The organism is Bifidobacterium pullorum subsp. gallinarum (assembly GCF_000741215.1).
Taxonomy (GTDB): Bacteria; Actinomycetota; Actinomycetes; order Actinomycetales; family Bifidobacteriaceae; genus Bifidobacterium; species Bifidobacterium pullorum_B.
In genome coordinates this window covers 85,764-108,933 of record NZ_JGYX01000002.1, presented here as the reverse complement: position 1 = coordinate 108,933, position 23,170 = coordinate 85,764, and the positions used below count along the sequence as shown (strand labels likewise).

Below are 23,170 nucleotides of genomic sequence, written 5' to 3'. Positions count from 1 at the left end.
TGGCGCCCGTCTTGGTCTGCGGGTGCCGGGTTGGTGATATTCGATCTTCTGTTGTGGCAAGCACAGCTTACGTCCTCCGAGCCGCCGGTTTCCTGCTGAGATTTCCAGAAAACTATCAAAAATATCGGGTATTCTTGAAATAGAGATAAAGAAATGGTGAAGAACGGAGCGGATGCGATGACGGAACCCGTGGTCAGCGAGGCCAAACTGCGCTATCTCGACTTCCTGAGCCGGGAGGACCGCGTACGGCACCACCGGTACGTGGAGGAGATGAAGCAGTACGAGCTGATGAAGAACGGCGACCTCTCCGCCATCGGCGAGAGCGCGCGGCTGTGGACATCCGGCTTGTACGGCCATGTCTGCGACGACCCGCTGCGCAACGCGAAATACCTGTTCGTCACCTCGATCACGCTGGCCACGCGGTTCGCCATCGAGGGCGGCATGGACGAGGAGGACGCCTACAACGCTTCCGACCTTTACATCCAGGACGTCGACCGCTGCACCACCACCGATGAGGTGCGCCGGCTGCATGCCGATATGATGACCTTCTTCACCTGGGCCATGGCCGACATGCAGCGCGGCGAGGTGCATTCCACCGCGGTCGTCGAATGCATGGACTACATCCGCTACCACCTGCACGAGCGCATCACGGTGCCGATGCTCGCGAACCACGTCCACCTCAATCCCACATACCTGTCGGAACTGTTCGCCAGGGAGATCGGAACCACCATCTCCCGCTACATCGCCGATCAACGCATGGAGGCGGCGCGCAACATGCTCAGGTATTCGCAGTATTCGGTCGGGGAGATCGCGCAGATCCTGGCATACCGTTCGCCCAGTCATTTCGGCAAGGTATTCAAGGACCATATGGGCGTGACGCCGCGCGAATACCGCAACGCCAATGCCCAGACCGGCATCTGGCCGGAATAGTCGTCTCCCGGGTTCGGCGCCATCAGGCATTCGGGCGTGCGATCCGGCCATGGTCGTCGGCGCGGTCGCGGTGCCGAAGGTGAACGCGGCATGTGCCTCCGGTGAATTCTGTACAGGCCCATCGCAAAAACGTGCCCGGTCGCGCCGTTGTTCGGCTACGGTGGAATCGGAACGGGTCCGCACGTCCGGTGCGGACTCGATCGATATCGGTACGGCAATCGACGAGTTCAGGAGGAGCGACCATGGGCATGCCGTTGGACCTGTATGTCATCCGCCACGGCCAGTCCGAGGCGAACGTCATCGTGCAGGCGGGGGAGCAGGGCGATAACTCCCTGTACACGCAGGATAACGTCACCGTGCCGGACCGCTCGTGGCGTCTGACCGCGATCGGGCGCAAGCAGGCCGATTGCATCGGACGCTGGCTGGTCTCCCAGCAGGAGTTGTTCGATCGGTACCTGGTGTCGCCGTATGTGCGCACACGGGAGACGGCGGCCACGATGGCGTTGCCCAAGGCGCGTTGGGAGGAGAGCCGCGTGCTGCGCGAGCGTTCATGGGGCGAGATCAACACCATCACCCAGGAGGAGTTCCGCACGAACTATTCGCGCAACTGGATGTTCAAGCGCACCGACCCGCTGTACTGGCGTCCGCCGGCGGGCGAGTCGATCGCGGATGTGGCCGAGGACCGCGTCCATAACCTGCTGACCTCGCTGAACCGCAGGGCCGAGTCGGAATCGGTGGTGGCGGTGACCCACGGCGATTTCATGCTGGCGCTGATGCTCACGCTGGAGGACATCTCGGACGAGGAGTTCCTGCGTCGCGCGGACAGCCCCGATTGGCAGATCACCAACTGCACCTGCCTGCACTACTCGCGCCGTGACCCGCATACCGGCCGTACCTCGCAGCGCGTCCGATGGGAGCGGACCGCGCGTCCCGTGCTCGACGAGGAGACCGGCCGCTGGGAGGTGCGGGTCGAGCCGTGGCGCGAATTCACCAAGCCCACGTTGTCCAACGGCGATCTGGTTGATGTGGTGCATTCGGTCGATCCCCACCTGTGAGCCGGATCTGGTCCAATAGTCGCAGTTGTACCATCGCGCTGCGGCTTTTGGTCCAGTTGGCCGGTCTGATATGGCCCTTTTGTGCCAGTGCTTTGGTGCTGCTGCGGCTTTTGGCGCAGTTCTTCATCGTTATCCGGTCCTTTTGGCGCAGCAGCCTGGTGTTGCTGCGGCACAAGGGCTTGGGCGGCGATGGACTAGGCGTGTCGCTATACTATTCTGCGGCGCGCGGACGGAGTGTGCCGCGCTGAGAGAGTTCAAAGGAGATAAACAGATGAAGAATCTGTTCAGCTGGGCCATCCATGGCGATGGCAAGACGCTGCATCCGGGCGAGGTCGTCGAACCCGACGAGCGTCTGACCTGGGGCCGTACCGCAGGTATCGGCGCCCAGCATGTGGTGGCCATGTTCGGCGCGACCTTCCTCGTGCCGATCCTCACCGGCTTCGATCCGTCGACCACGCTGTTCTTCACGGCCATGTCGACCGCCCTGTTCCTGCTGATCAACAAGAACGTCCTGCCGAGCTACCTGGGCTCGTCCTTCGGCTTCATCGCCCCGATCACCGCCGTCACCACGGCGAACAAGGGCCTGGCCGTCGCCAGCTTCGGCATCATGGTCACCGGTCTGCTGCTGGCCCTGATCGGCCTGCTCGTGCACTTCGCCGGCTCCAAGTGGATCGACGTGGTCATGCCGCCGGTCGTCAACGGCGCCATCGTGGCCATCATCGGCTTCAACCTGGCCCCGAGCGTGTGGAACAACTTCCAGGTGGCCCCGGACACCGCGCTGGTCACCCTGGTGGCCGTGCTGGTCATCTCCGTGCTGTTCAAGGGCCTGCTCGGCCGTCTGAACATCCTGCTCGGCGTCATCGTCGGCTACATCTACGCCTGCTTCCGCGGCCAGGTCGACTTCTCCGCCGTGAACGAGGCCGCGTGGATCGGTCTGCCGAAGTTCCACCTGCCGCAGGTCGACTTCTCCATCCTGCCGATGTTCATCCCGGTGGTGCTCGTGCTCATCGCCGAGAACGTCGGCCACGTCAAGTCCGTGGCGCAGATGACCGGCCGCGACTATGACGACAAGATGGGCACCGCCCTGTTCGCCGACGGTCTGGGCACCGCCATCGCCGGTTTCGGCGGCGGCTCCGGCACCACCACCTACGGCGAGAACATCGGCGTGATGGCCTCCACCAAGGTCTACTCCACCGCCGCCTACTGGTTCGCCTCCGGCTTCGCGCTGCTGCTGAGCCTGTGCCCGAAGTTCGGCGCGATCATCAACACGATCCCCGCCGGCGTGCTCGGCGGCGTGACCACGCTGCTGTACGGCATGATCGGCATGATGGGCGTGCGCATCTGGGTTGACAACCACGTCAACTTCGACAAGTCGCTCAACGTCATGACCGCCGCCATCGTCATGATCATCGGCATCGCCGACTTCACGTTCGCCATCCAGGGCGTGCAGTTCAACGGCATCGCCATCGGCACCATCGCCGTGCTCGTCGCCTACCACGGCCTCAAGGCCATCGGCAAGGTCACCGGCACCATCGAGAAGGACGATCCGGACATCAAGTGATGACGGTCCATCCGAACACGGATGACTGACTCCCGTGGGGCGGCCTGAACAAGCCGCCCCACATTCATATCCGCCATGTCCGCCTTCTCCCTGCGATGGGGAGAAGACGCATGGCCCGTGATCGACTTCGCCGACACCTCTCGCGCCGACCGAGGTGCACGCCGTCAGGCATCGGCTACTATGCTATGAGGTATTGGTCCTTGTCGGTGAAGCAACGCCGGTACACCAGCAGCATGATGATTGTGTCCGCCAGCAGGGTCAGCGCCGAGATCGCGGCCAGGATCACGAACTGGTACTTCGCCGCATCGAACGGGTCCCCGCCGGCGATGACCTGTCCCGCCATCATGCCGGGGATCGTCACGATGCCGCTCGACGCCAAGGAGGCCGTTGTGGGCAGCAGGCCGAGTCTCAACGAGGAGACGATCGACGGGCGGGCCGCCTCCCACGTCGTGGCGCCCAACGCCAGCATCATCTGGACCTCGTCACGCCGCTCCCGCATGCTTTCGAAGAACCGCGTCAACCCCACCGCCAGCGCGGACACCGAGTTCCCCAGCAGCATGCCGGTCAGCGGCACCACCAGCTGCGGGGAGTACCACGGCGTCGGACGCACGATCAGTTCGGCCACCAACGTCAGCATCAGCAGCATCGTGATGACCAACGCCAGCAGCACCGGGCCGGCCATGCCCCGCGGCACGCCCTTGGCCCGGGACAGCGTGATCTGCACGCCGGCCCCCAGCATGACCACGATCAGCAGTGCCACCAGCCAGGGATTGTCGGCACGGATCACGAACCCGATGATCAGTCCCATCGCGCACAGCTGCAGCAACGCGCGGCAGGCCGACCACAGCAGCGTCCGTCCGATGCCCAGCCGCATCCGCCACGACACCGCGGCGGCCGCCACCACCATCAGCATGGCCGCCAGCAGTCCCCAGACGTCGATGGGGTAGTAGGTTCCTCCGTTCATGTCACGCCTCCTCTTCCGGCCGCGCAGTACCGGCCCGTGAACCATCGGGGTGCACGCCGTCAGGGTGCGTTTCGTCACCTTGCGTTCGACCGGACCGTGAACCATCGGCATGTGCGGCGGCCTGCATATCGGTGCTGCCTGAATCATGGGTTGCGTCGTTGCCATGCAGCCGACCGTCGCTCAACACCAGCGTGCGTGAGGACGCTCCGTCCGGTGGCCGGTGCCGTATGCGGATGACTGCCATACCCTCGCGCGCCGCCCGCGTCATGATCGCGGCGACCTTGGCCGCGTTGTCGTCATCCAATCCGGCGTCGACCTCGTCGGCCAGCAGCAGCTTCGGCCGGGTCAGCAGCGTACGCGCCAGCGCGACGCGCGCCGCCTGGCCGCCCGACAGGTCGTGCGGCGGCCGGTCCAGCTCGATGTCGCCGCAGCCCAGCGCATCCAGCATCCGGCTGATCGCCGCGTCGTCCAAACGATCGGCTGTGTGGCGGTCGGCACCTCGGAGCAATGACAGGAACCGTCTCCGGCCGCCGTCATATGCGTCCTCCGCACCCTCCGTGCCGTTCGAGCCGCCGGCACGAACGGCCAGCGTGAACGGCAGACGGATCGCCTCGGCCACGGTGCCGCCGGTCAGGATGGCCTGCTGCGGCAGGTAGGTGACCTGGGTGCGCCACTGCTGCGGGGTGAAGGCGGATGCGGGCCGCCCACGCAAGGTCAGATCGCCGGATGCGTGCGGATTGAGCTGCGCCAGCGCGGTCAGCAGACTGGACTTGCCGGAACCCGAAGGACCGGTCAGATCGACGATCTCGCCGGATTCGACCTGCAGCGACAGGTCGCGGAACAACACGCGTTCGCCGTCGGACGACGGCAGGGTGCAGAACAGGTGTTCGGCGCGTAATAAGGCTGTCATGTCGCCAGTGTAGGCGGGGTCGGTTCGGATGGGGTAATGGGATGTGTGTTGCCGGTGCGGTGCGTGCGGTGCGTCAGCGGGCGGTGCGGTGCGGCGGGCAGGCACATGTTCGCAGCCGGCACGGAAGCGATGCCGGAGTCGTACCGGTTCGATACAGTGAAGGGCGATTGGTTCCGGCAAGACAGGGAGGTCGTGATGGACAAGCGGATCGCAATCGTGACGGGCAGCGCGTTGGGACTGGGGTATGAGCTCACGCGGCAACTGATCGAACGGGGATGGTTCGTGTGCGGCGTGGATTTCAATGCCGCCAAACAGCAGGAGCTCGCCGAGGCGTTCGGCTCCGACCGCTATCGGGCGTTGACCGGTGACATCTCGGACGAGGCGTTCGTCAGGGCGGCGGTGGCCGAGGCCGCGTCGATCGGGCACATCGACCTGCTGATCAACAACGCAGGCCAGCCGTCGTTCAAGGTGCCGACCGCGTACACGGCCGCCGACGTGGACAAGTGCCTGAAGGGATTGAAGGGGATGATCCTGTTCAGCGTCGAAACGCTGAAGGCGGATGGCGAGCGCGACCTGAAGATCGCCAACGTCATGAGCACCGCCGCCACGCGCGGCAACGCCAACGAATCCGTGTACTGCGCCACCAAGTGGGGCGAGCGCGGCTACACCGAAAGCCTCAAGGCCGCCTACAAGGGCACCAGTGTCAAGATCGTGGGCGTGTGCCCGGGCGGCATCGACACCGAGTTCTACCGCGACAGCCACGACTACGTCTCCGAGGAGAAGCAGCACACGTTCATGAGCCCGGCCGACTGCGCCAATGTCATCCTGTTCAACCTGGTCAACGACGCGAACCTGACTGTCTCCGACATCCTGATCGAACGCAACTACGTGTGATCGTATGCGTAATAGGCATAACGACCATGTTGATGCGGCATTAGCGATCCGAAGGGCATGCGGGAAGGAATGGAACCGTGTGGCCCCGCTCCGTGCCGACGGATTCGACGGGGCCGATCAGGAAGGACAACACCATGAACAATCCCAGCCTGTTCCCGATGGGCGAACCGAACGACGCCTACGCGCGGTATTTCATCGGCCAGAGCTATCTGGCGCCATTGCTGAACAAGGAGATCTCGCTGTCGAACGTCACGTTCGAGCCGGGGTGCCGCAACAACTGGCATATCCACCATAATTCCCCGCAGATCCTGATCGCCGTGGGCGGCGTCGGCTACTACCAGGAGTGGGGCAAGCCGGTGGTCACGATGCAGCCGGGCGACGTGGTGTACGTGCCCGCCGAGACCAAGCACTGGCACGGCGCCACGCCGCACGCCTCGTTCGCGCATCTGGCGATCATGATTCCGGGCGCCGACGTGAGCAACGAGTGGCTGGAGCCGGTGGACGACGAGACGTACTACGCGCTCGATGCCGAGGCGGCCCAGTCCTCCAAGTGAACGGCTTGGGACGGCCGGACGCTGTGTCGATAACGGTCCGTGCTTCGCGGTGGCGCCGCGGGCACGGACCGTTGGTTTCCCGGGCGATTCACCATCCGCATCCCCGGTGCAAACCAAAACCAAACCATCGTCCTGTACCATAGGCTGTTCGGCGGCGGATGGGGCCGCCGCGGGATGCAAGGACGGTGCCGATGGCAAGATTGCTGATCATCGAGGACGAGGCGGAGCTGCTGCACGCGTTGGAACAGCTGTTCGTGCATGACGGCCACGACGTGCTGACGGCCATCGACGGGGAACAGGGGCTGCGCCGCTTCCGTGAGGGACGTGTGGATCTGGTGGTCGTCGATATCCTGCTGCCGAAACTGGACGGGTTCGCCGTCTGCAAGGCGATCCGGCGCGGCAGCGACGTGCCGATCATCGTGACCACCGCGCTCGACGATGAGGGACATCAGTTGCAGGGGTTCTCCCTGCTCGCCGACGATTACGTGACCAAACCGTATTCGTTGAGCGTGATGCGCGAACGCGTGCGTGCGGTGCTGCGCCGTTGCGCGACGCGGTCGGATGCAGCCGCCTCGCACGCCATCGAGCCGACGACTGCGGGCGGACCGGCGGGCGGGGCTCCGATAGCCGCATCCGCAGCGGAGTGCGGCCCCGGGACTGCCGCCAGGGGGCTGCTGGGATTCGGCGACATCATCGTGGACACGGAGGCGCACGAGGTGCTGCTCCGCGGCGATGTCGTGGCGCTGACGCGCACCGAATTCGACATCATACGGTTGCTCGCCGAGCATCCGCGCCGTGTCTTCACCCGCGATGCGCTGGCCCGGCAGGTGTGGGGGTACGCCGACGATTGCGGGAACAAGGCCATCAACATCCATGTGATGAACCTGCGCCGCAAACTCGGAGCGGATAGCGTGGACACAGTGCGCGGCGTGGGATACCGGGCGGGGACGCGCCATGGCTGAGCTTGGGAAAGTCGAGCCGGGCAATCGGAATCGGCCGGCCGCACATGCCCCGGCGCGGTTCGTCGGCTGGGTGCGACGTGCGGCCGGCCGCCTGTCGGTGAGGCTGTTCGTGGGGCTGCTGGCCGCGTTCAGCCTGTGCGGTGTGCTGGTCTACGGCATCGTGTCATGGGCGTTCCCGTACGGCTTCGACTCCGTGGTGGCCGCGCGCGAGGCGGGTGCGGCCGACGTCATGCAGGGGGATGGCGTCTCGACATGGACGTTCGCCGAAGCGGGCGGCGACCCGCCCGGCACCGGTGCCGCGGTGTCGATTACGGTCGATGCCCAGCGCGCCGCCATCGAGGATACGTTCGTCACGCTGCTGTTGCCGATGATCGGCGTCATCGTGGCGCTGTCCGCGGTGGTGGCGTGGCTGTGCAGCCGGCTGATCATCCGCCCGATGCAGCAGGCCAACCGTCGGCTGGCCGAGCTCAACGGGCGGCTCGCGTCCGCCAATGACGAACTGGCCCGCGAGACGCGGGTGATGCGTGCGATGGAACGCGAACGTCGTGATTTCTTCATGGCGGCCTCGCATGAGTTGAAAACCCCGGTCGCCGTGCTGCATGCGCAGGTCGAGGGCATGATGATGAACCTGGGCGACTATGCGGACCGGGATGCGGTGCTGCCGCGCGCCTTGCGCACCGTGGAGCGGATGCAGCGCATCGTCGGACAGACGCTGGCAGTGTCGCGCATGGATGCCGCCGAACTCGGGGAACGGTGTTGGCTGCGCCTGCGCGATCTGATCGGGGACGCAGTCGAGGGACATGATGCGTTGGCGCACCGCAGGGGCGTGACGGTGGAGTGCAACGTGGACGGCGGGACGGCGCTGCATGCCGTGCCGGGCCTGCTGGACAAGGCCTTCGACGCGGTGATCGGCAACGCCGTGGCCTATGCGGCACCGGGGAGTGCCGTCCGCATCGAAACAGGGACGGTTCCGGCGCCGGGCCGCTGCGAGACGGTGCCCGGCGCCCTGACGGTGACGGTCCGCAACCGGGCGGAGCAGCTGCCCGAAGCCGATCTGGCGCGTCTGGGGGAGCCGTTCTTCCGGCCGGACGTCTCGCGCAGCTCGGCCACCGGAGGCACGGGACTCGGCATCCATATCGCGCACACGATATTCCGGTCCCAGGGCTGCACACCGTCGATCGATATGACGGATGGAATCTTCCGGTACAGGGTGGTCGTGCCGGCGGCGATCGTGCGGGAACGAGGCGACGGGCCGGGCGGAACCGCGCCCGACGCGGATGGGGACGCCGGCGAACCAAACCGACACCAAACCGGAACGATACCGAACCCACACCGTCATCCTGTTGAATCGTCGTTGGCGGGGAGCGCGGCTCCGGTCGGCGGCGGTGCCATCGCCGACTGAACGAATCGCCCGGAGCCGCGCTCACCGCCGCCATCAATCACGGAAGGAAAGGCGGAACACGGCATGCGGAGCATCACGTTGGCGTTGCGGTATATATGGCGCAAACGCGGCAGGACCATCAGCCTGCTGCTCATCCTGCTCGTCGTCGCCACGACGACGCTGACCGGATTGGCGGTGCGTGACGCGGCGGCGGATGCGCAGCAGGCGATACGGCAGGCGCTCGGCGGGGTGTTCACCATCGAACAGGACGAGTCGAACCCCGAGAACTGGACCAACAGGCAAATCGAGGGCATGGGCTATCAGCAGGTGTTCGCGGGCAAGCCGATCACCGCCGAACTGTGCGGCAGGGTGATGGCGCAGGTCCAGGGCATCCGCGGCTGCGACGCGACGACCGAGCAGGTGCTGGTGCCGGAGACCACGGATGGCCGGACACTGGAGCTCATCGACGACGGCTCGGGCACCGACCCGGCCAGCGAACAGGCGTTCTCGACCGACGACTTCGGCGACACGGTAACCGTCATCGGTGGCACCGACTCGCGGTTCGACGCGAACTTCGCCAAGGGATATCTCGTGCTCGCCCACGGGGAACCGGTGATCGACCCGGCCGCGCGTACGAGGACTGACCGGGACGGATCGGATGACGATGCGGACGGCGGGACGGGTGTCGGGACGGACGACGGCGTGGTCGGCGACGTGCTGATCGGCTCGCAGCTCGCCGAACGCAACGGTTTGCGGATCGGCGACACGATCGTGCTGCGGCGTGCCACCGTCCACGCGCAGATGAGCGGCACCAGCGTCGAGCAGACGCGCACGCCCGTACGCATCGTCGGCCTGTTCGACCAGACCGCGAAATCCAGCGCGCTGACCAGCAACTGGTCGATGACCAACGCGATGTTCACCACCATGGACGTGGTCGACCACTCACGCGAAGGCACCGCCGAGGAAGGATTCGACAAGGTGAGCTTCTACGTGACCGATCCCGAGCGCACGGCCGACATCGCCGCCCGCGTGCAGGCGCTCGACGAGCTGTCGGGCGGCCAGTATGTGGTCAGCCAGGACACGGCGGACGCCGATGCCGTATCCGAACCGCTGCGCAACCTCGATGCGCTGGTGCTCGCGCTCGTCGTGCTCGCATTGGCGGCCGGCATGGTGATCCTGTGCCTGGTGCTCGCCTCGCGCGTCAAGGAGCGCATGCACGAGAGCGGCGTGCTGCTCTCGCTCGGCTTCGGCCGCTGGGCGATCCTCTCGCAGTATCTGGTCGAGGCGGCGCTCGTGGCCGTCGTCGCGTTCGCGTTGAGCGTGCCGATCGGCGCGATGATCGGGCAATTCGTCGGAGACGGGTTGCTCGGCATGTCACGTGCCGGCACGGGAGGCGGCTCGGCCGGCACGGGCGGCGGCCTCACCTCGAAGGATGGCATGACCGTGGCCAACAGCGACATGATGTCGCCCAGCTTCACGCCGAACGCCGACATGGGCAGCATCCACGTCGTCATCGATGGCTGGACCATCGCCGGCCTGTACGGGCTCGGCCTGGCGCTGGTCGCCGTGTCGGTCGGCCTGTCGGGCATGGTGCTGATGCGCCGCCGTCCCAAGGACATCCTCGCCGCCATGTCGTGACCCTGACCCGATCCCAGCCACAAGCAATCCGTATGCGAAAGGAGCTCACCAATGGCGATCATCGCACTCGACAACGTCACCTATGCCTATGAGGACGGTCATGGCCGCACGCGCACCGTGCTGCGCAACGTCAGCGCCGGATTCGAGCCCGGGGTCATGACCGCCGTGGTCGGCCCGTCCGGTGTCGGCAAAAGCACGCTGCTCGCGCTGCTCGGCGGCCTCGATCTGCCCGACGCGGGGCACGTCGTCTACGACGGCCGGCCGCTGGCCGCGGGCGGGCTTGCCGTGCACCGCCGTCGCCACGTCTCGTTCGTCTTCCAGGAGTTCAACCTCATCGACTACCTGAACGCCATCGAGAACGTTGCGCTGGTCGCCGACCGCACCCGCGCCCGTGAGCTGCTCGACACGGTGGGACTCGACGCCGAGGATATGCGGCGCGGCGTGACGCAGCTGTCGGGCGGGCAACGTCAGCGCGTCGCCATCGCACGGGCGCTGGCGGCCGGCACCAAGGTGCTGCTGGCGGATGAACCGACCGGCAGCCTCGACGCCGACAACGCCGAAGCCATCGCCGCGTTGCTGGCTGAGAACGCCCATGAGCACGGCATGTGCGTGATCGCCGTGACCCACTCCGAACGATTCGCCGCCCACGCGGATGCGGTGATGCGGCTGAACCGCGGGCATCTCAAGCGGATCCGCTGATATGCCCGCATCCGGGGTCTTCGCGTCACGGGCGGCGGTCAGCCGTTGCGGCGCTTGGGCAGCAACGAACGCATCGCGTCCGGCACGCCGTCCTTGACGATGTCGATGAGGAACGAGGAGACGAACACCGTGACCAGCGAGAAGGCGATGCGCTGCACCGGGATATAGGTCAGCGACAATCCCAGCACGGTCAGGTCGGTGAACAGGTAGGCGCGTGCGAGCCGCCAGTGCGTCACATGCGAGATGACGAGCGCCAGCGCGTCGTCGCCGCCGCTGGAGCCGCCCTGGCGCACCACCAGTCCGACGCCGATGCCGACGAACACGCCGCCCAGCAACGCCGCCAACAGCGGCATGCCGGACAGGTCGGGCAGCATCGGCGGGAACAGGTCCCACAGGCCGAAGAACAGCGACATCGATGTGGTCGATACGATCGACAGCAGGATGAACCTGCTGCCGAGGAACCGCCAGGCCAGCAGGTAGCAGGTGACGTCCAGCACCGGCGTGGCGATGGACGGCGGGATGCCGAACCAGTGGTCGAGCAGGAGCAGCATGCCGAGCACGCCGCCCTCGGTGATGTCAACGCGCTGGTGGATGTTATGCAGTCCGAACGTGGCGATGGCGGTACCCAACATGATGAGCAGAATGCGCCTGAACGTCAGCGTTTCGGGGATTTTCCGCAACATGTCGTGGACCTTGGCCCATGGCATGGATATCACGTCCCTTGCAGATGCGAATCAAAGGTAATAATGCTAGTCGGCCGGATCGGTCATGCCGGCCGACACAGCAGTGTAGCACGTCCGTCTGCGAACGTCGCGGGCGGACGACGGGCTAGGCCCGTCGCCGGTCGCGCGCCAGACTGTCGGCGACGCCGACGACTACGCCGATGAACGCGGGGATCAGCCATCCGATCTGCAGGTCGTTGAACGGGATGGCGCCGACCAGCGCGTCCAACCAGCCGAACGATACGCCGAGCAGTGCGATAAGTTCGGCGCAGCAGTTGACGATGCTGACGATGCCGGCCAGCAGTACGGCCCAGAAGTAGACGCGCGGGAACCTGGAGGAGAAGACGCCGTGGACCAGCGAGAGTACCACCAGCACGATGGCGATGGGGTACAGCGCGGACAGCACCGGCACCGACACCTTGATGATGGTGTTGAGGCCCGCGTTGGAGACCAGGAAGCTGAACGCCGCGAAGATGGCGCTCCAGACGCGGTAGGACACCGGACGGCCCGCCACCGTGGGGAAGTGGCTGTGGAAGAACGTGCCGCAGGTGGAGATCAGCCCGGTGCAGACGTTGAAGCAGGCGACGACGAAGATGACGCCGAGGAACGCGGTGCCCACCGGCCCGAACGCGGAGTGCGAGAGATTCGTCAGCACGGTGGCGCCGGTGTCGGTGGCCGGGTCGACCGGGGTGATCGAGCCGGAGACCATGCCGATGAAGGCGAGCGCGCCGTAGATCGCCACGAGCAGGATACCGGTGCCAAGTCCCGCGTAGCCGGTTTCGCGGCGGTTCTGGGAGACGCTGGTGATGCCCATCTGCCTGACGTTGGCGGAGATGACGATGCCGAAGTACAGCGCCGCCAGCAGGTCCATGGTCTGGTAGCCGTCCAGGAACCCGCGGGACAGCTGCAGCTGTGCGTAGTCGCCGCTCGGTGCGGGGAAGGCGTCGTGCGGGATGATCAGGCAGGCCACGAACAGCACGGCGATCATCACGAGCAGCAGCGGCCCCATGAACCGTCCCAGGGTTTTCGAGAGGATCTCCGGACGCTGCGCGAGGAGGAACGAGAGGATGAAGAACACCGCCGAATAGATGAGCTGAGTGATCCAGGTGGGGATGCCGGTCGTGAAGGGAACCACCATCATCTCGAACGAGGTGGTGGCGGTGCGGGGGATGGCGAAGCAGGGGCCGATGGTCAGGATGATGGCCAGCGCCAGCACGATGGCGAACCTGGGGGAGACGCGGTCGGCCAGATATTCGAAACCGCCGGCTGAGGATACGGCCAGCACGCCGAGTACCGGCAGGCCGACGGCGGAGATGATGAACCCGACGGCGGCCAGCGGCGTGGCCGATCCGGCCTGCGCCCCGAGGAACGGCGGGAAGATCAGGTTCGCCGCGCCGAAGAACATGGAAAAGAAGGTGAACGTGATCAGGACGCGGCTGCGGATATCCAGACGTTCCCGCGTGGTGTTGGCCGCCAATGGCTCTTCGCTGTCTTCTCTCATGGACACTACCGTAGTGCCCTCTCGTCCAAATAGTGGAATCGTCCGGCGCGCCCTGCATCGGGGAGCGCCGGACGATGTCGTCACGGATTCGGCGCGCCGTCAGCGGAACGAACGCAGGCCGGCCGTCAGCCGTCGCATGCCCTCGTCCACGCGTTCGCGCTGCGTCGCCGCGTTGATGCGGACGAAATACCGTCCGTTGCCGCGGAACTGGGCGCCGGGGGAGAGCATGAGCCGCTGTTCGGCGAGCAGGTGATCGCACAGGCGTTCCGTGTCGTCGGTCAGCGCCGAGCAGTCGAGCCACAGCAGGTACGTGGCGTCGCCCTCGACCAGGGTGACGCGGCGGGCGGTATCGACCGATGCGTTGTACTCATCGACGGCGGCGCGTACCGCGCGCTTGTTCCCCGCCAGGTAGGCGCGCAGCTCGTCGAGCCAGGGGCCGCCCTCGATGAACGCCGCCACCGCCGCCGTGATCGCGAACGCGTTCGGCTCGGCCACCTCGTCGGTGTTCAGCCCGCGCCACACCTTATGCCGGAGCACGGGGTCGGGCACCATCACGGCGGCGGTCTGCAGCCCGGCCAGATTGAACGTCTTGGTCGGCGCGATGCACGTCACCGAGTTCATGCGGCAGTGCTCGCTCACCGAGGAGAACGGCACGTACCCGAACCCCGGATCGGTCAGATCGCAGTGGATCTCGTCGCTGATCACCGTCACATGATGCTCCCAGCACAGTTCGCCGAGGCGTGTCAGGGTTTCGCGGTCCCAGATCTGCCCGGAGGGATTGTGGGGGTTGCACAGGATCATCAGCGTGGTCTGCGGGTCGGCCAGCTTGCGTTCCAGATCCTCCCAGTCGATGGCGTACCGTCCGGCCGCCGCGTCGTAGGTCAGCGGCGACTCAAGCACATTGCGGCCATTGTTGAGGATCGAGTTGAAGAAGATGTTGTACACCGGCGTCTGGATGACCACGTTCTCGGCCGGCGTGGTCAGCTTGCGCACCATGCTGGAGATTGCGGGGATCACGCCGGTGCAGAAGATCAGCGACTCGCGTTCGAAGGTCACGCCGTGGCGGTCTCGCCACCAGCCGATATACGCGTCCGCCCACTCGTCGGGCACGATCGAGTATCCGAAGACGCCGTGGTCGAGCCTGCGGCGCATCGCCTCACGGATCGGGGGAGCGGTCGTGAAATCCATGTCGGCCACCCACATCGGCAGCGCGTCGCCGGCCTCCTCCCATTTGAGCGAGTAGGTGCCGGAACGGTCGGTCATCGCATCGAAATCGTAGGTCATCGGTTCTCCTGTCAGCTGGGGCAAGCGTCCCTGCCATATTGCCTCATACCGGTGCGCGGCGGCAAGGCGGATGCGTCGCGCACCGCGGGGCGTTCAGCGGTCCGCGGTCTCGATCACGGTGGCCGCGGGATCGATGCGCGCCGGATCGAGCGTGATCCCGCCGATCGAACCGGCCTTGATCCTGCCTCCGGCAGGGTTGAGCACGCTGTCGATATGGCCTTCGATCTCGGCGTCCACCGTCGAATACTCGAACGCCAGGTTCGTATGGTTGAGCCGGCAGCCGCGCATCACCAGATTGTCGATGTAGCACAGGCCCTGCAGGCTCTCGATCGTGCAGTTGATCAGCGTGAGGTTCCGGGCGTTCCATCCCAGGTACTCGCTGGTGATGAACGAGTCGCGCACGGTCACGTTCTCCGAGTTCCAGAACGCGTCCTTGGTGATGAGCCGCGAATTGGCGATCTCCACGTTCCGCGCGCCGTCGAACGAGTACCCGCCGACCAGCCGCAGGCCGTCCACCTTCATGTCCTCGCAGTTCATCGCGAAGTAGTCGCCGTGCACGGCCACGTCGTCCAACGTCACGTTGCGGCAGGACCACAGGGTCTCCTCGGCGTTCGGGAACTCCACATGCCGCAGCGTCACGCCGTTGCAGCGGCGGAAGTTCTTCGGCGCCACCACGGTCGAATTCTCCACGGTGATGTTATCCGTGTACCACACGCCGGCGCGGCCCATCTCGAACCAGGTGCATCCGCGCACGGTCACGTCCCTGCAGTACCACAGCGGGTACTTCCACTGGAAGGAGCTGTCAATCAGCGTGATGTTCCGGGCATGCTTGAGCGGGGATTCGCCGTCGGCGAAAATCGTGTCGACATAGGTCACGCCGTCCGCCGCGAACGCCGCGCGCTCGCCGGTCAGATAGCCCTGCTCGACGCGGTCGGCGGCGTCGGCGGTCTTGGCGTTGTTGGGATTGGTGGGTTCGGTCATCATACGTCCATTCGTGATGGGGAATCAGGATTGTAGTCAGTAACGCTGCACGGGATGATAACCCCGGCCGAGGCGATGCGCAAATGCTTGGGCTGGGGCATAGCCATGCTTAATTGGTATGATTTGAGGCATGGGGCGCGGTACCGTACAACAACGTGCGCCGTGGGATATTCAGGGAGGCCGTGATGGCGCATAACCGCAATGGCGGCATGGAGCTGCGGATTCTGCGGTATTTCCTGGCGGTGGTGGAGGAGCAGAGCATCACCGGCGCCGCCGAATACCTCGGCATGTCGCAGCCGTCGCTGTCCCGTCAGTTGCGCGAGTTCGAATCCAGGCTCGGCTGCACGCTGTTCGAACGCGGCAGTCGGACGATCACGCTCACCCCGGAGGGGGAGCTGTTGCGCGAACGCGCCGAGGAGATCGTGACGTTGGCGGACCGTGCGGAGGCGGAGATCACCTCGATGGAGGAACCGGTCGGCGGTCCGGTGTACATCGGCGCGGGGGAGACCGATGCGATGCGTCTGCTGGCGCGCGCCGCGCGGGCGATGACCTTCCGCTATCCGCAGGCCCGGTTCCATATCTATTCGGGCAACACCGAGGACGTCACCTCGCGTCTGGATTCGGGGCTGCTCGACTTCGCGCTGCTGTTCGAACCGTATGACACGACCAAGTACGCGTACATCACCCTGCCCGTTTGCGACGTCTGGGGTGTGATGATGCGGCGCGACGATCCCCTGGCCGCACGGGAGTCGATCACCGTCGACGACCTCAAGAGGCTGCCGCTCATCGTATCCCAGGAGACCCGCTTCGACCGTGAATTCGGTGCCTGGAGCGGGATGGGGCAGAGCGACCTGCGGGTCGTCGGCACCTACAATCTGCTGAACAACGGTGCGCTGATGGTGTCGGAGGGGCTGGGCTACGCGCTGTGCCTCGACCGCATCGTCAACGTGACCGGGGACACCAACCTCACGTTCCGCCCGCTCAGTCCGCGCCTGGAGGCCCGGCTCAATGTGGTGTGGAAGTCCGACCGCCGGTTCACCCGCGTGGCGGCCTGCTTCCTGCAGGCGTTGCGCGAGGAGCTGGCCGCATCGGCTATTGCGCCAGGCCCATCTCGTATTTGAGCGTCATCACGCGGATCGCGGAACGGGTGACCTTCTCGGCGAACGCCTGGTCGGAGGCGGCGCGCTCGTTCAACCCGTCCAGGATCGGCTGGACATAGTCCGCGGCGCCGATGCAGGCCAGGTCGGCCCGGCATCCACAAAGCGCATACCGATCTCACGCGGGTCGAAGCCGCCCAACGCCGCCGCGGACAGCGAATCGGAGGTGATCACGCCGTCATAGCCGACCGTGCCGCGCAGATACCCGTCGATCAGCGTGGAGGAGAACGCGGCGGGATTGTTCGGATCGATCTGCTGATAGGTGGCCAGCGACATCATCACCATCGACGGATCGGCCTGCAACGCCGTGAGGAACGCCTTGATCTCTGGGCCGTCGAGCGTGGTGGTGGTGTCCAGGATGCCGTTGGCGGTGAAATCGGTGTTGCCGGTCACGCCGCCCAATCCGGGGAAATGCTTGATCACGGTCTCGACGCCGGAATCCCGCATGCCGTCGATGAATGCAGTGGCATGCTCGGCGTTGCCCTGCGCATCCAGGCCGAAGTCGCGGTACAGCGCGCCGATCGGGGCGTTCGAGCCGCGGTCGACCGTCACGGTGCCCACCACCGGGGCCAGATCCACGTTGATGCCGGCCTGGTTGAGCTGCGAGCCCCACACGGCGGCCGACTGGCGCAGCGCATCGGTGCTCATCGCGCCTTGGTCCACGGCCGTCGGCATCGTGTCGAATCCGGGTCCCTGCAGATGCTGGACCAGACCACCCTCCTGGTCGGTGGTCATCAGCAGCCGGTTATCGGCCGGCGCGTATGACTGCAGGACATCGGTGGCCTGGCGGACCCCGGCGGTGCCCGACCACCAATTGCCGATGATCAGCACCGAGCCGACATGCTGGTTGGCGATCAGGTCGTACAGGGCCGAGGGGTCGGTGCCCGCGTACAGCGGCGCCATGACCAGCTGCCCGACGCGCTCCTCAATGCTCATCGCCTCAACGGCGCGCTGCGCCTTGGCGCGGGGGGAGTCGTCCACGGGCTCCGGCGCCGGCTCCTTGTCGGCGTCCTCGTGCGCGGACGCTTGTCCGTCCTGCCCCTCGGCCGGCGCGGAGGCCGCGGGTGGCGTATCCGGTCCGGCCGCGCCCGAAGGCCGTAGCGCGACCCACCAAAGGACGGCCGCCGTCAGGACGGCCAATACGCAGACCACCGCCAGCGCGGCGGGCCAACGGCGGGGGGTGACCGGCGCTCCGGTCCGACTGTGGTGCATCGCGGGTTCTTCCATATCTCCCGATTATTCCATCGCAGCCGTATAACCCCGGCGAAACCGGCATCCCGGAACACGGACGATGCGCCGGTCCCATAGCCTGAAAGGGGAACAATTCGCCTGGTCGCGTACTTCCGAACCACCCGCTAGGCTGGACACATGTCTTTTTTCGATGCGTTTGGCATGATGTTCGACCCCGACGACGACCCCCGTCGCCGCAACGCCGCAGGCACCGATGACGACCCGGTGATCCTGAACGTGGAAACCGACGGCGACGACGCCTCCCACCGCACCCCGCCCCCGCAACGGCCCGCCGGCCCGCGCATCACGCGCCAACCCGAGCGGCCGCGCGGCAACGGCCGAGGCAGCCGCATCCTCATCGGCGTGGTCCTGGCGTTGGCCGTCATCGTGGGACTGTTCTTCGGATTGTCCCGTTTCATCACCGACCTGATGTGGTACGGACAGCTCGGCTTCCAGAGCGTGATCTGGACCCAGCTGGGCGTGCGCGTCGGCGTCTGGGTGGCCTACGCGCTGCTGGTGGCTGCGGTCGGCTTCCTGTCGGCCACCCTGGCCATCCACGCCCGCCCGGCGGACGCCGACGGCTCCACGGTGCGTATCCACGGTGACGTGGTCGAGATCGCCAACGGCATCAGCTCCAAGCACGCCCGCATGGTGGCGGTTATCGTGGCGCTGGTGGTCGGTGTGGCGTTCGGCTCGCAGTTCAACGCCAACTGGTCCGACATCCTGCTCATGTTCAACGCGCAGAGCTTCAGCACCACCGACCCGCAGTTCGGACTGGACAACGGCTTCTACGTCTTCATCCTGCCCGGTCTGAAACTGGTGATGAGCGCCGTGTCCACCATGCTGCTGGTCGGCATCGTGTTCTCCGTCATCACCCATGTGCTGATGGGCGGCATCCGCATCACCATGCCGGTCAACGGCCGTGGTCTGTTCGCCATCACCAAGCGCGCCCGCCGTCAGCTCGGCGTCTGGCTGATGCTCAACATGTTCGCGTTCGCCGCGCAGATGGTCATGGGGGTGTTCACCCACCTGACCACGCAGGGCGACCGGTTCACCGGCGCGAACTACACATCGGTGCATGCCACCATCCCCGTCACGTTCGTCATGGCCGCGTTGGTGGCCATCCTGGGCGTGGTGCTCGGTGTCTGGCTGATGACCTCGCACGCGCTGGAGGGTAGCGCGCCGCTCGGCGTGCGCGCCATCACGGCGCTCAAGGCGTGGCGCGTGCCGGTGGTCTCCGTCGCCATCGTCGTGGTCGCCGCCGTGCTGCTCACCGGCGTCTGGCCGGTCGTCCTGCAGCGTTTCCGTGTCGACCCGAACGCGCAGGAGATGGAATCGACCTATATCGAGCGCAACATCGCGGCCACCAAGCAGGCGTACGGCCTGGACGACATCGCCGTCGAGGAGTACGACGCCACCACCGAGGGCGAGGCGGGCGCGTTGTCCGCGTCGGCCGAATCGACCGCGCAGATCCGACTGCTCGACCCGCAGATCGTCTCGCCGACCTTCAAGCAGCTGCAGCAGTCGCGCCAGTACTACACCTTCGCCGACACGCTCGCCGTGGACAAGTACAACGTGAACGGCGTCAGCCAGGATACCGTCATCGCCGCGCGCGAGCTTGACCTGAGCGGCCTCGACAACCGCAACTGGGTCAACGACCACACCGTGTACACGCACGGCTACGGCGTCGTGGCCGCCTACGGCAACAAGGTCACGGCCGACGGCCAGCCCGAGTTCTTCGAATACGGCATCCCCACGCAGGGTGCGCTGACCGAGTCGGAACAGTACGAGCCGCGCATCTACTTCTCGCCGAACGCCACCGAGTATTCGATCGTCGGCGCGCCGGAGGGCACCGAATCCTGGGAGTTCGACTACCCGACCGGTTCGGACGAGGGCGCCACGAACACCTTCGACGGCGACGGCGGCCCCTCGGTCGGCAACATCTTCTCCCGACTGCTGTACGCGGTGCGCTTCGGCTCCGAACAGATCCTGTTCTCCGACCGCGTGACGTCCGAATCGCAGATCCTGTACGACCGCAGCCCGCGCGAACGCGTCGCCAAGGTCGCCCCGTACCTGACGCTCGACGGCCGCGTCTACCCGGCCGTGGTCGACGGGCGCGTTAAGTGGATCATCGACGGGTACACGACCTCCGACGCCTACCCGTACTCGCAGATGACGGATCTGGGTGCGGCCACCGAGGACTCGACCACCGAAACCTCGCAGACCGTGCAGGGGCTGAACTCGCAGCAGGCCAACTACATCCGCAACTCGGTCAAGGCTACCGTCGACGCCTACGACGGCTCGGTGGACCTGTACGTCTGGGACGAGGACGATCCGGTCATCAAGGCCTGGCAGCAGATCTTCCCCGGCCAGTACCACTCGCTCTCCGAGATCTCCGGCGACCTGATGAGCCACATGCGCTACCCGGAGAGCCTGTTCAAGGTGCAGCGCCAGCTGCTGGAACGCTACCACGTCTCCAGCGCCAGCCAGTTCTTCTCCGGCGAGGACTTCTGGCAGACCCCGAACGATCCGACGGCCTCCTCCAGCGCGCAGTCGCAGGGCCAGTCCGTGCTGCAGCCGCCTTACTATCTGACGCTGCAGACCGGCGGCAGCAGCGAACCCGTGTTCTCGCTGACCTCCACCTACATCCCGGCCGGCTCCTCCACCCGTGAGATCCTGACCGGCTTCCTGTCGGTGGATTCGGACGCGGGCAACGAGGCGGGCGTGATCGGCGAGCACTACGGCACGATCCGATTGCAGGAGCTGCCGCAATCCTCCAACGTGCCCGGCCCCGGACAGGCGCAGAACAACTTCAACGCGAACGCCGACGTGTCCCGCGAACTCAACCTGCTCGAATCCGGGTCCACCAGCGTGGAACGCGGCAACCTGCTGACCCTGCCGCTCGGCGGCGGCCTGGTGTACGTGCAGCCGGTGTACGTGCGATCCAGCGGTGCGACGAGCTATCCGATGCTGCAGAAGGTGCTGGTGGCCTTCGGCGACCAGGTCGGCTTCGCGGACACGCTGGACGAGGCGCTGGACCAGGTCTTCGGCGGCGATTCGGGCGCCTCGGCCGGCGATGCCGAGAACGCCGGCGAGCCCGGCTCCCAGGGGTCGACGCAGGACGACACCGCCTCGCAGGATGGCGAATCCGGCGACGCGGCGGCCGACGACGGGACGGACGGACAGGCCGACGGGTCGGGGTCGACGCCGAATGGCGGCGGTTCGGGTGCCGCGACCGGCGACCTGAAGGCCGCCCTCGATGACGCCGCCCAGGCCATGAAGGATTCGGACGCCGCGCTGAAGGACGGCGACTGGACCGCCTACGGCGAGGCCCAGGACCGTCTGGAGGAGGCCATCAACAAGGCGTTGGAGCTGGGGAACTAGCCGGTCTCCGGTGACCGGGCATTGACCGGTCGCGACTATCTCTGTGGGGCGTGGTACTTGCCGCGCCCCACAGTCGTATCCGGGGGTGGCCGTCGATATGCTGGTGCCCCATGAGCGAATTCATCATCCGCGGCGCGACCGACGCCGACCTGCAGGCCATCACCGACATCTACAACGAGGCGGTGCTTGAGCGCATGTCCAGCGCCGACATCGAACCTCGCACGCTCGCGCAGCGCAAGGCCTGGGTCGACTCGCACGAGCCGCGCTCCCTCTATCCGGTCGTCGTCGTGGAGAATGCCGACGGCGAGGTCGTTGCATTCGGTTCGCTGTCGCGGTATCACGAGCGCGCCGGCTATGACGGCGTGGTCGAACTGAGCTATTACGTGGGCTCCGCATGGCGGCGTCAGGGTGTCGGCCGCCAGCTGGTCGCCTGGCTGCTGGCCGAGGCCCGGCGGGTGGGGCATCGCATGGCCGCCACATTGATCTTCGCCGACAACGAGGGCTCCAGCGCGCTGATGCGGCATTTCGGCTTCGAGCGATTCGGCCTGATGCCCGACGCGGTCCACCTGCCCGGCGGCATCCGGCACGACATCGCCTATTGGTGCCTTCCCTTATAAGCCGATTCGCGGTTTCCGGGGGCGTTGCCGAGTGAATCGGCTCACCCTGTGAGACAAGAGGTCCGATGGTACAATCGTTCCGTTTGATAGACATGATGACGAAGGACAGGGCGATATGGCATCGGATTTCTGGTTGATTGCGGGGTTGGGCAACCCGGGCAAGAAGTATGAGGACACACGGCACAACATGGGCTTCATGACGGCCGACCTGCTGGCCGAACGCTGGTCGGTCGCCTTCTCCGACCATAAGGGTCTGGCCATGCTGGGCAAGGGGGCCATGAACCTCAACGGCCGGACCGTCAAGTTCTTCCTGGCCAAGCCGCTGACCTACATGAACGATTCCGGCAACGCGGTCGCCTCCATCAGCGCCTACTACCAGATCGAACCGGACCGCATCGTCGTCATCCACGATGACATGGACCTGGACTTCGGCCGCATCAAGGTCAAGTCGGGCGGTTCGGCCGGCGGCCACAACGGCATCAAATCCATCGACAAGTCCCTGGGCACGCCGAAGTACGCGCGTGTGCGCATGGGCGTCGGCCATGCCCGGCGCGGCGCGAACGCGCATGACAATACGATCAACTGGGTGCTGGGCGGATTCGGCCCCGACCAGCGCAAGCGGCTGCCGGAATTCCTGGCCGACGGCGCCGACGCCGCCGAATCGATCATCTTCAACGGATTGAACAAGACCCAGGAGCAGTTCAATGGTCGCTGACCGTGAAACGTCGCGCGAACGCAAAGCGCGT

19 protein-coding genes and 1 pseudogene are annotated in these 23,170 nt (G+C 66.0%); 13 read left to right on the top strand and 7 right to left on the bottom strand.

Features of this window, described 5'->3' with window-relative positions; all coding sequences use genetic code 11:
- Positions 1-153: 153 nt before the first annotated feature.
- From BIGA_RS02720 to BIGA_RS02710, 3 genes are all read left to right on the top strand, one after another.
- A complete protein-coding gene (locus tag BIGA_RS02720; protein WP_237744034.1) occupies positions 154-930 on the top strand; it encodes a helix-turn-helix domain-containing protein in 777 nt (258 codons plus the stop codon).
- Positions 931-1,172: 242 nt separating this feature from the next.
- Positions 1,173-1,985 carry a histidine phosphatase family protein gene (locus BIGA_RS02715; protein ID WP_033506123.1) on the top strand — a complete coding sequence of 271 codons (813 nt, stop codon included), beginning with the start codon at positions 1,173-1,175 and terminating at the stop codon, positions 1,983-1,985.
- 271 nt (positions 1,986-2,256) lie between these two features.
- Positions 2,257-3,546 (top strand): uracil-xanthine permease family protein, encoded by a 1,290-nt coding sequence (locus BIGA_RS02710; RefSeq protein WP_033506125.1) that lies wholly within the window; start codon positions 2,257-2,259, stop codon positions 3,544-3,546.
- 178 nt (positions 3,547-3,724) lie between these two features.
- On the opposite strand, the gene BIGA_RS02705 is transcribed toward BIGA_RS02710, so the two are convergent.
- Complete coding sequence (locus BIGA_RS02705) at positions 3,725-4,510, bottom strand: ABC transporter permease (RefSeq protein WP_033506129.1); 786 nt, start codon at positions 4,508-4,510, stop codon at positions 3,725-3,727.
- Between the two features lies 1 nt (position 4,511).
- Entirely contained in the window at positions 4,512-5,420 is a 909-nt protein-coding gene (locus tag BIGA_RS02700) for an ABC transporter ATP-binding protein (protein WP_081929371.1), read from the bottom strand.
- A gap of 195 nt (positions 5,421-5,615) precedes the next feature.
- On the opposite strand from BIGA_RS02700, the gene BIGA_RS02695 reads away from it, so the two are divergent.
- The 6 genes from BIGA_RS02695 to BIGA_RS02670 all read left to right on the top strand — a co-directional run bounded on the left by BIGA_RS02695 (position 5,616) and on the right by BIGA_RS02670 (position 11,548).
- Positions 5,616-6,314 carry an SDR family oxidoreductase gene (locus tag BIGA_RS02695; RefSeq protein WP_033506304.1) on the top strand — a complete coding sequence of 233 codons (699 nt, stop codon included), beginning with the start codon at positions 5,616-5,618 and terminating at the stop codon, positions 6,312-6,314.
- A gap of 134 nt (positions 6,315-6,448) precedes the next feature.
- Complete coding sequence (locus tag BIGA_RS02690) at positions 6,449-6,868, top strand: cupin domain-containing protein (protein WP_033506306.1); 420 nt, start codon at positions 6,449-6,451, stop codon at positions 6,866-6,868.
- Between the two features lie 191 nt (positions 6,869-7,059).
- Positions 7,060-7,830 (top strand): response regulator transcription factor, encoded by a 771-nt coding sequence (locus BIGA_RS02685; RefSeq protein WP_033506131.1) that lies wholly within the window; start codon positions 7,060-7,062, stop codon positions 7,828-7,830.
- A complete protein-coding gene (locus BIGA_RS02680) occupies positions 7,823-9,232 on the top strand; it encodes a sensor histidine kinase (RefSeq protein ID WP_033506133.1) in 1,410 nt (469 codons plus the stop codon). The genes BIGA_RS02685 and BIGA_RS02680 overlap by 8 nt, the downstream gene beginning before the upstream one ends.
- Positions 9,233-9,295: 63 nt before the next feature.
- Positions 9,296-10,849, top strand: coding sequence for an FtsX-like permease family protein (locus BIGA_RS02675; RefSeq protein WP_033506135.1), 1,554 nt, complete (start codon positions 9,296-9,298; stop codon positions 10,847-10,849).
- 51 nt (positions 10,850-10,900) lie between these two features.
- A complete protein-coding gene (locus BIGA_RS02670) occupies positions 10,901-11,548 on the top strand; it encodes an ABC transporter ATP-binding protein (protein WP_033506137.1) in 648 nt (215 codons plus the stop codon).
- 38 nt (positions 11,549-11,586) lie between these two features.
- Here the strand turns inward: BIGA_RS02670 and BIGA_RS02665 are convergent, their stop codons facing one another.
- From BIGA_RS02665 to BIGA_RS02650, 4 genes are all read right to left on the bottom strand, one after another.
- Positions 11,587-12,231 carry a YitT family protein gene (locus tag BIGA_RS02665; protein WP_033506308.1) on the bottom strand — a complete coding sequence of 215 codons (645 nt, stop codon included), beginning with the start codon at positions 12,229-12,231 and terminating at the stop codon, positions 11,587-11,589.
- A gap of 145 nt (positions 12,232-12,376) precedes the next feature.
- Complete coding sequence (brnQ, locus tag BIGA_RS02660; RefSeq protein ID WP_051917040.1) at positions 12,377-13,771, bottom strand: branched-chain amino acid transport system II carrier protein; 1,395 nt, start codon at positions 13,769-13,771, stop codon at positions 12,377-12,379.
- 99 nt (positions 13,772-13,870) lie between these two features.
- On the bottom strand, positions 13,871-15,055 hold the full coding sequence (locus tag BIGA_RS02655; protein ID WP_033506141.1) for a MalY/PatB family protein: 1,185 nt from the start codon (positions 15,053-15,055) through the stop codon (positions 13,871-13,873).
- Between the two features lie 93 nt (positions 15,056-15,148).
- Entirely contained in the window at positions 15,149-16,036 is an 888-nt protein-coding gene (locus BIGA_RS02650) for a DUF3737 family protein (RefSeq protein ID WP_051917078.1), read from the bottom strand.
- Between the two features lie 185 nt (positions 16,037-16,221).
- Here BIGA_RS02650 and BIGA_RS02645 point away from each other — a divergent pair, with 185 nt between their 5' ends.
- A complete protein-coding gene (locus BIGA_RS02645) occupies positions 16,222-17,157 on the top strand; it encodes a LysR family transcriptional regulator (protein WP_202805498.1) in 936 nt (311 codons plus the stop codon).
- Here BIGA_RS02645 and BIGA_RS08940 read toward each other — a convergent pair.
- Positions 17,129-18,351: pseudogene (locus tag BIGA_RS08940) on the bottom strand (glycoside hydrolase family 3 N-terminal domain-containing protein). The gene BIGA_RS02645 and the pseudogene BIGA_RS08940 overlap by 29 nt on opposite strands.
- A gap of 210 nt (positions 18,352-18,561) precedes the next feature.
- On the opposite strand from BIGA_RS08940, the gene BIGA_RS02635 reads away from it, so the two are divergent.
- From BIGA_RS02635 to pth, 3 genes are all read left to right on the top strand, one after another.
- A complete protein-coding gene (locus BIGA_RS02635; protein WP_033506142.1) occupies positions 18,562-21,807 on the top strand; it encodes a UPF0182 family membrane protein in 3,246 nt (1,081 codons plus the stop codon).
- Positions 21,808-21,917: 110 nt separating this feature from the next.
- Entirely contained in the window at positions 21,918-22,424 is a 507-nt protein-coding gene (locus tag BIGA_RS02630; RefSeq protein WP_033506143.1) for a GNAT family N-acetyltransferase, read from the top strand.
- Between the two features lie 115 nt (positions 22,425-22,539).
- Complete coding sequence (pth, locus tag BIGA_RS02625; protein WP_033506145.1) at positions 22,540-23,139, top strand: aminoacyl-tRNA hydrolase; 600 nt, start codon at positions 22,540-22,542, stop codon at positions 23,137-23,139.
- Positions 23,140-23,170: the final 31 nt, after the last annotated feature.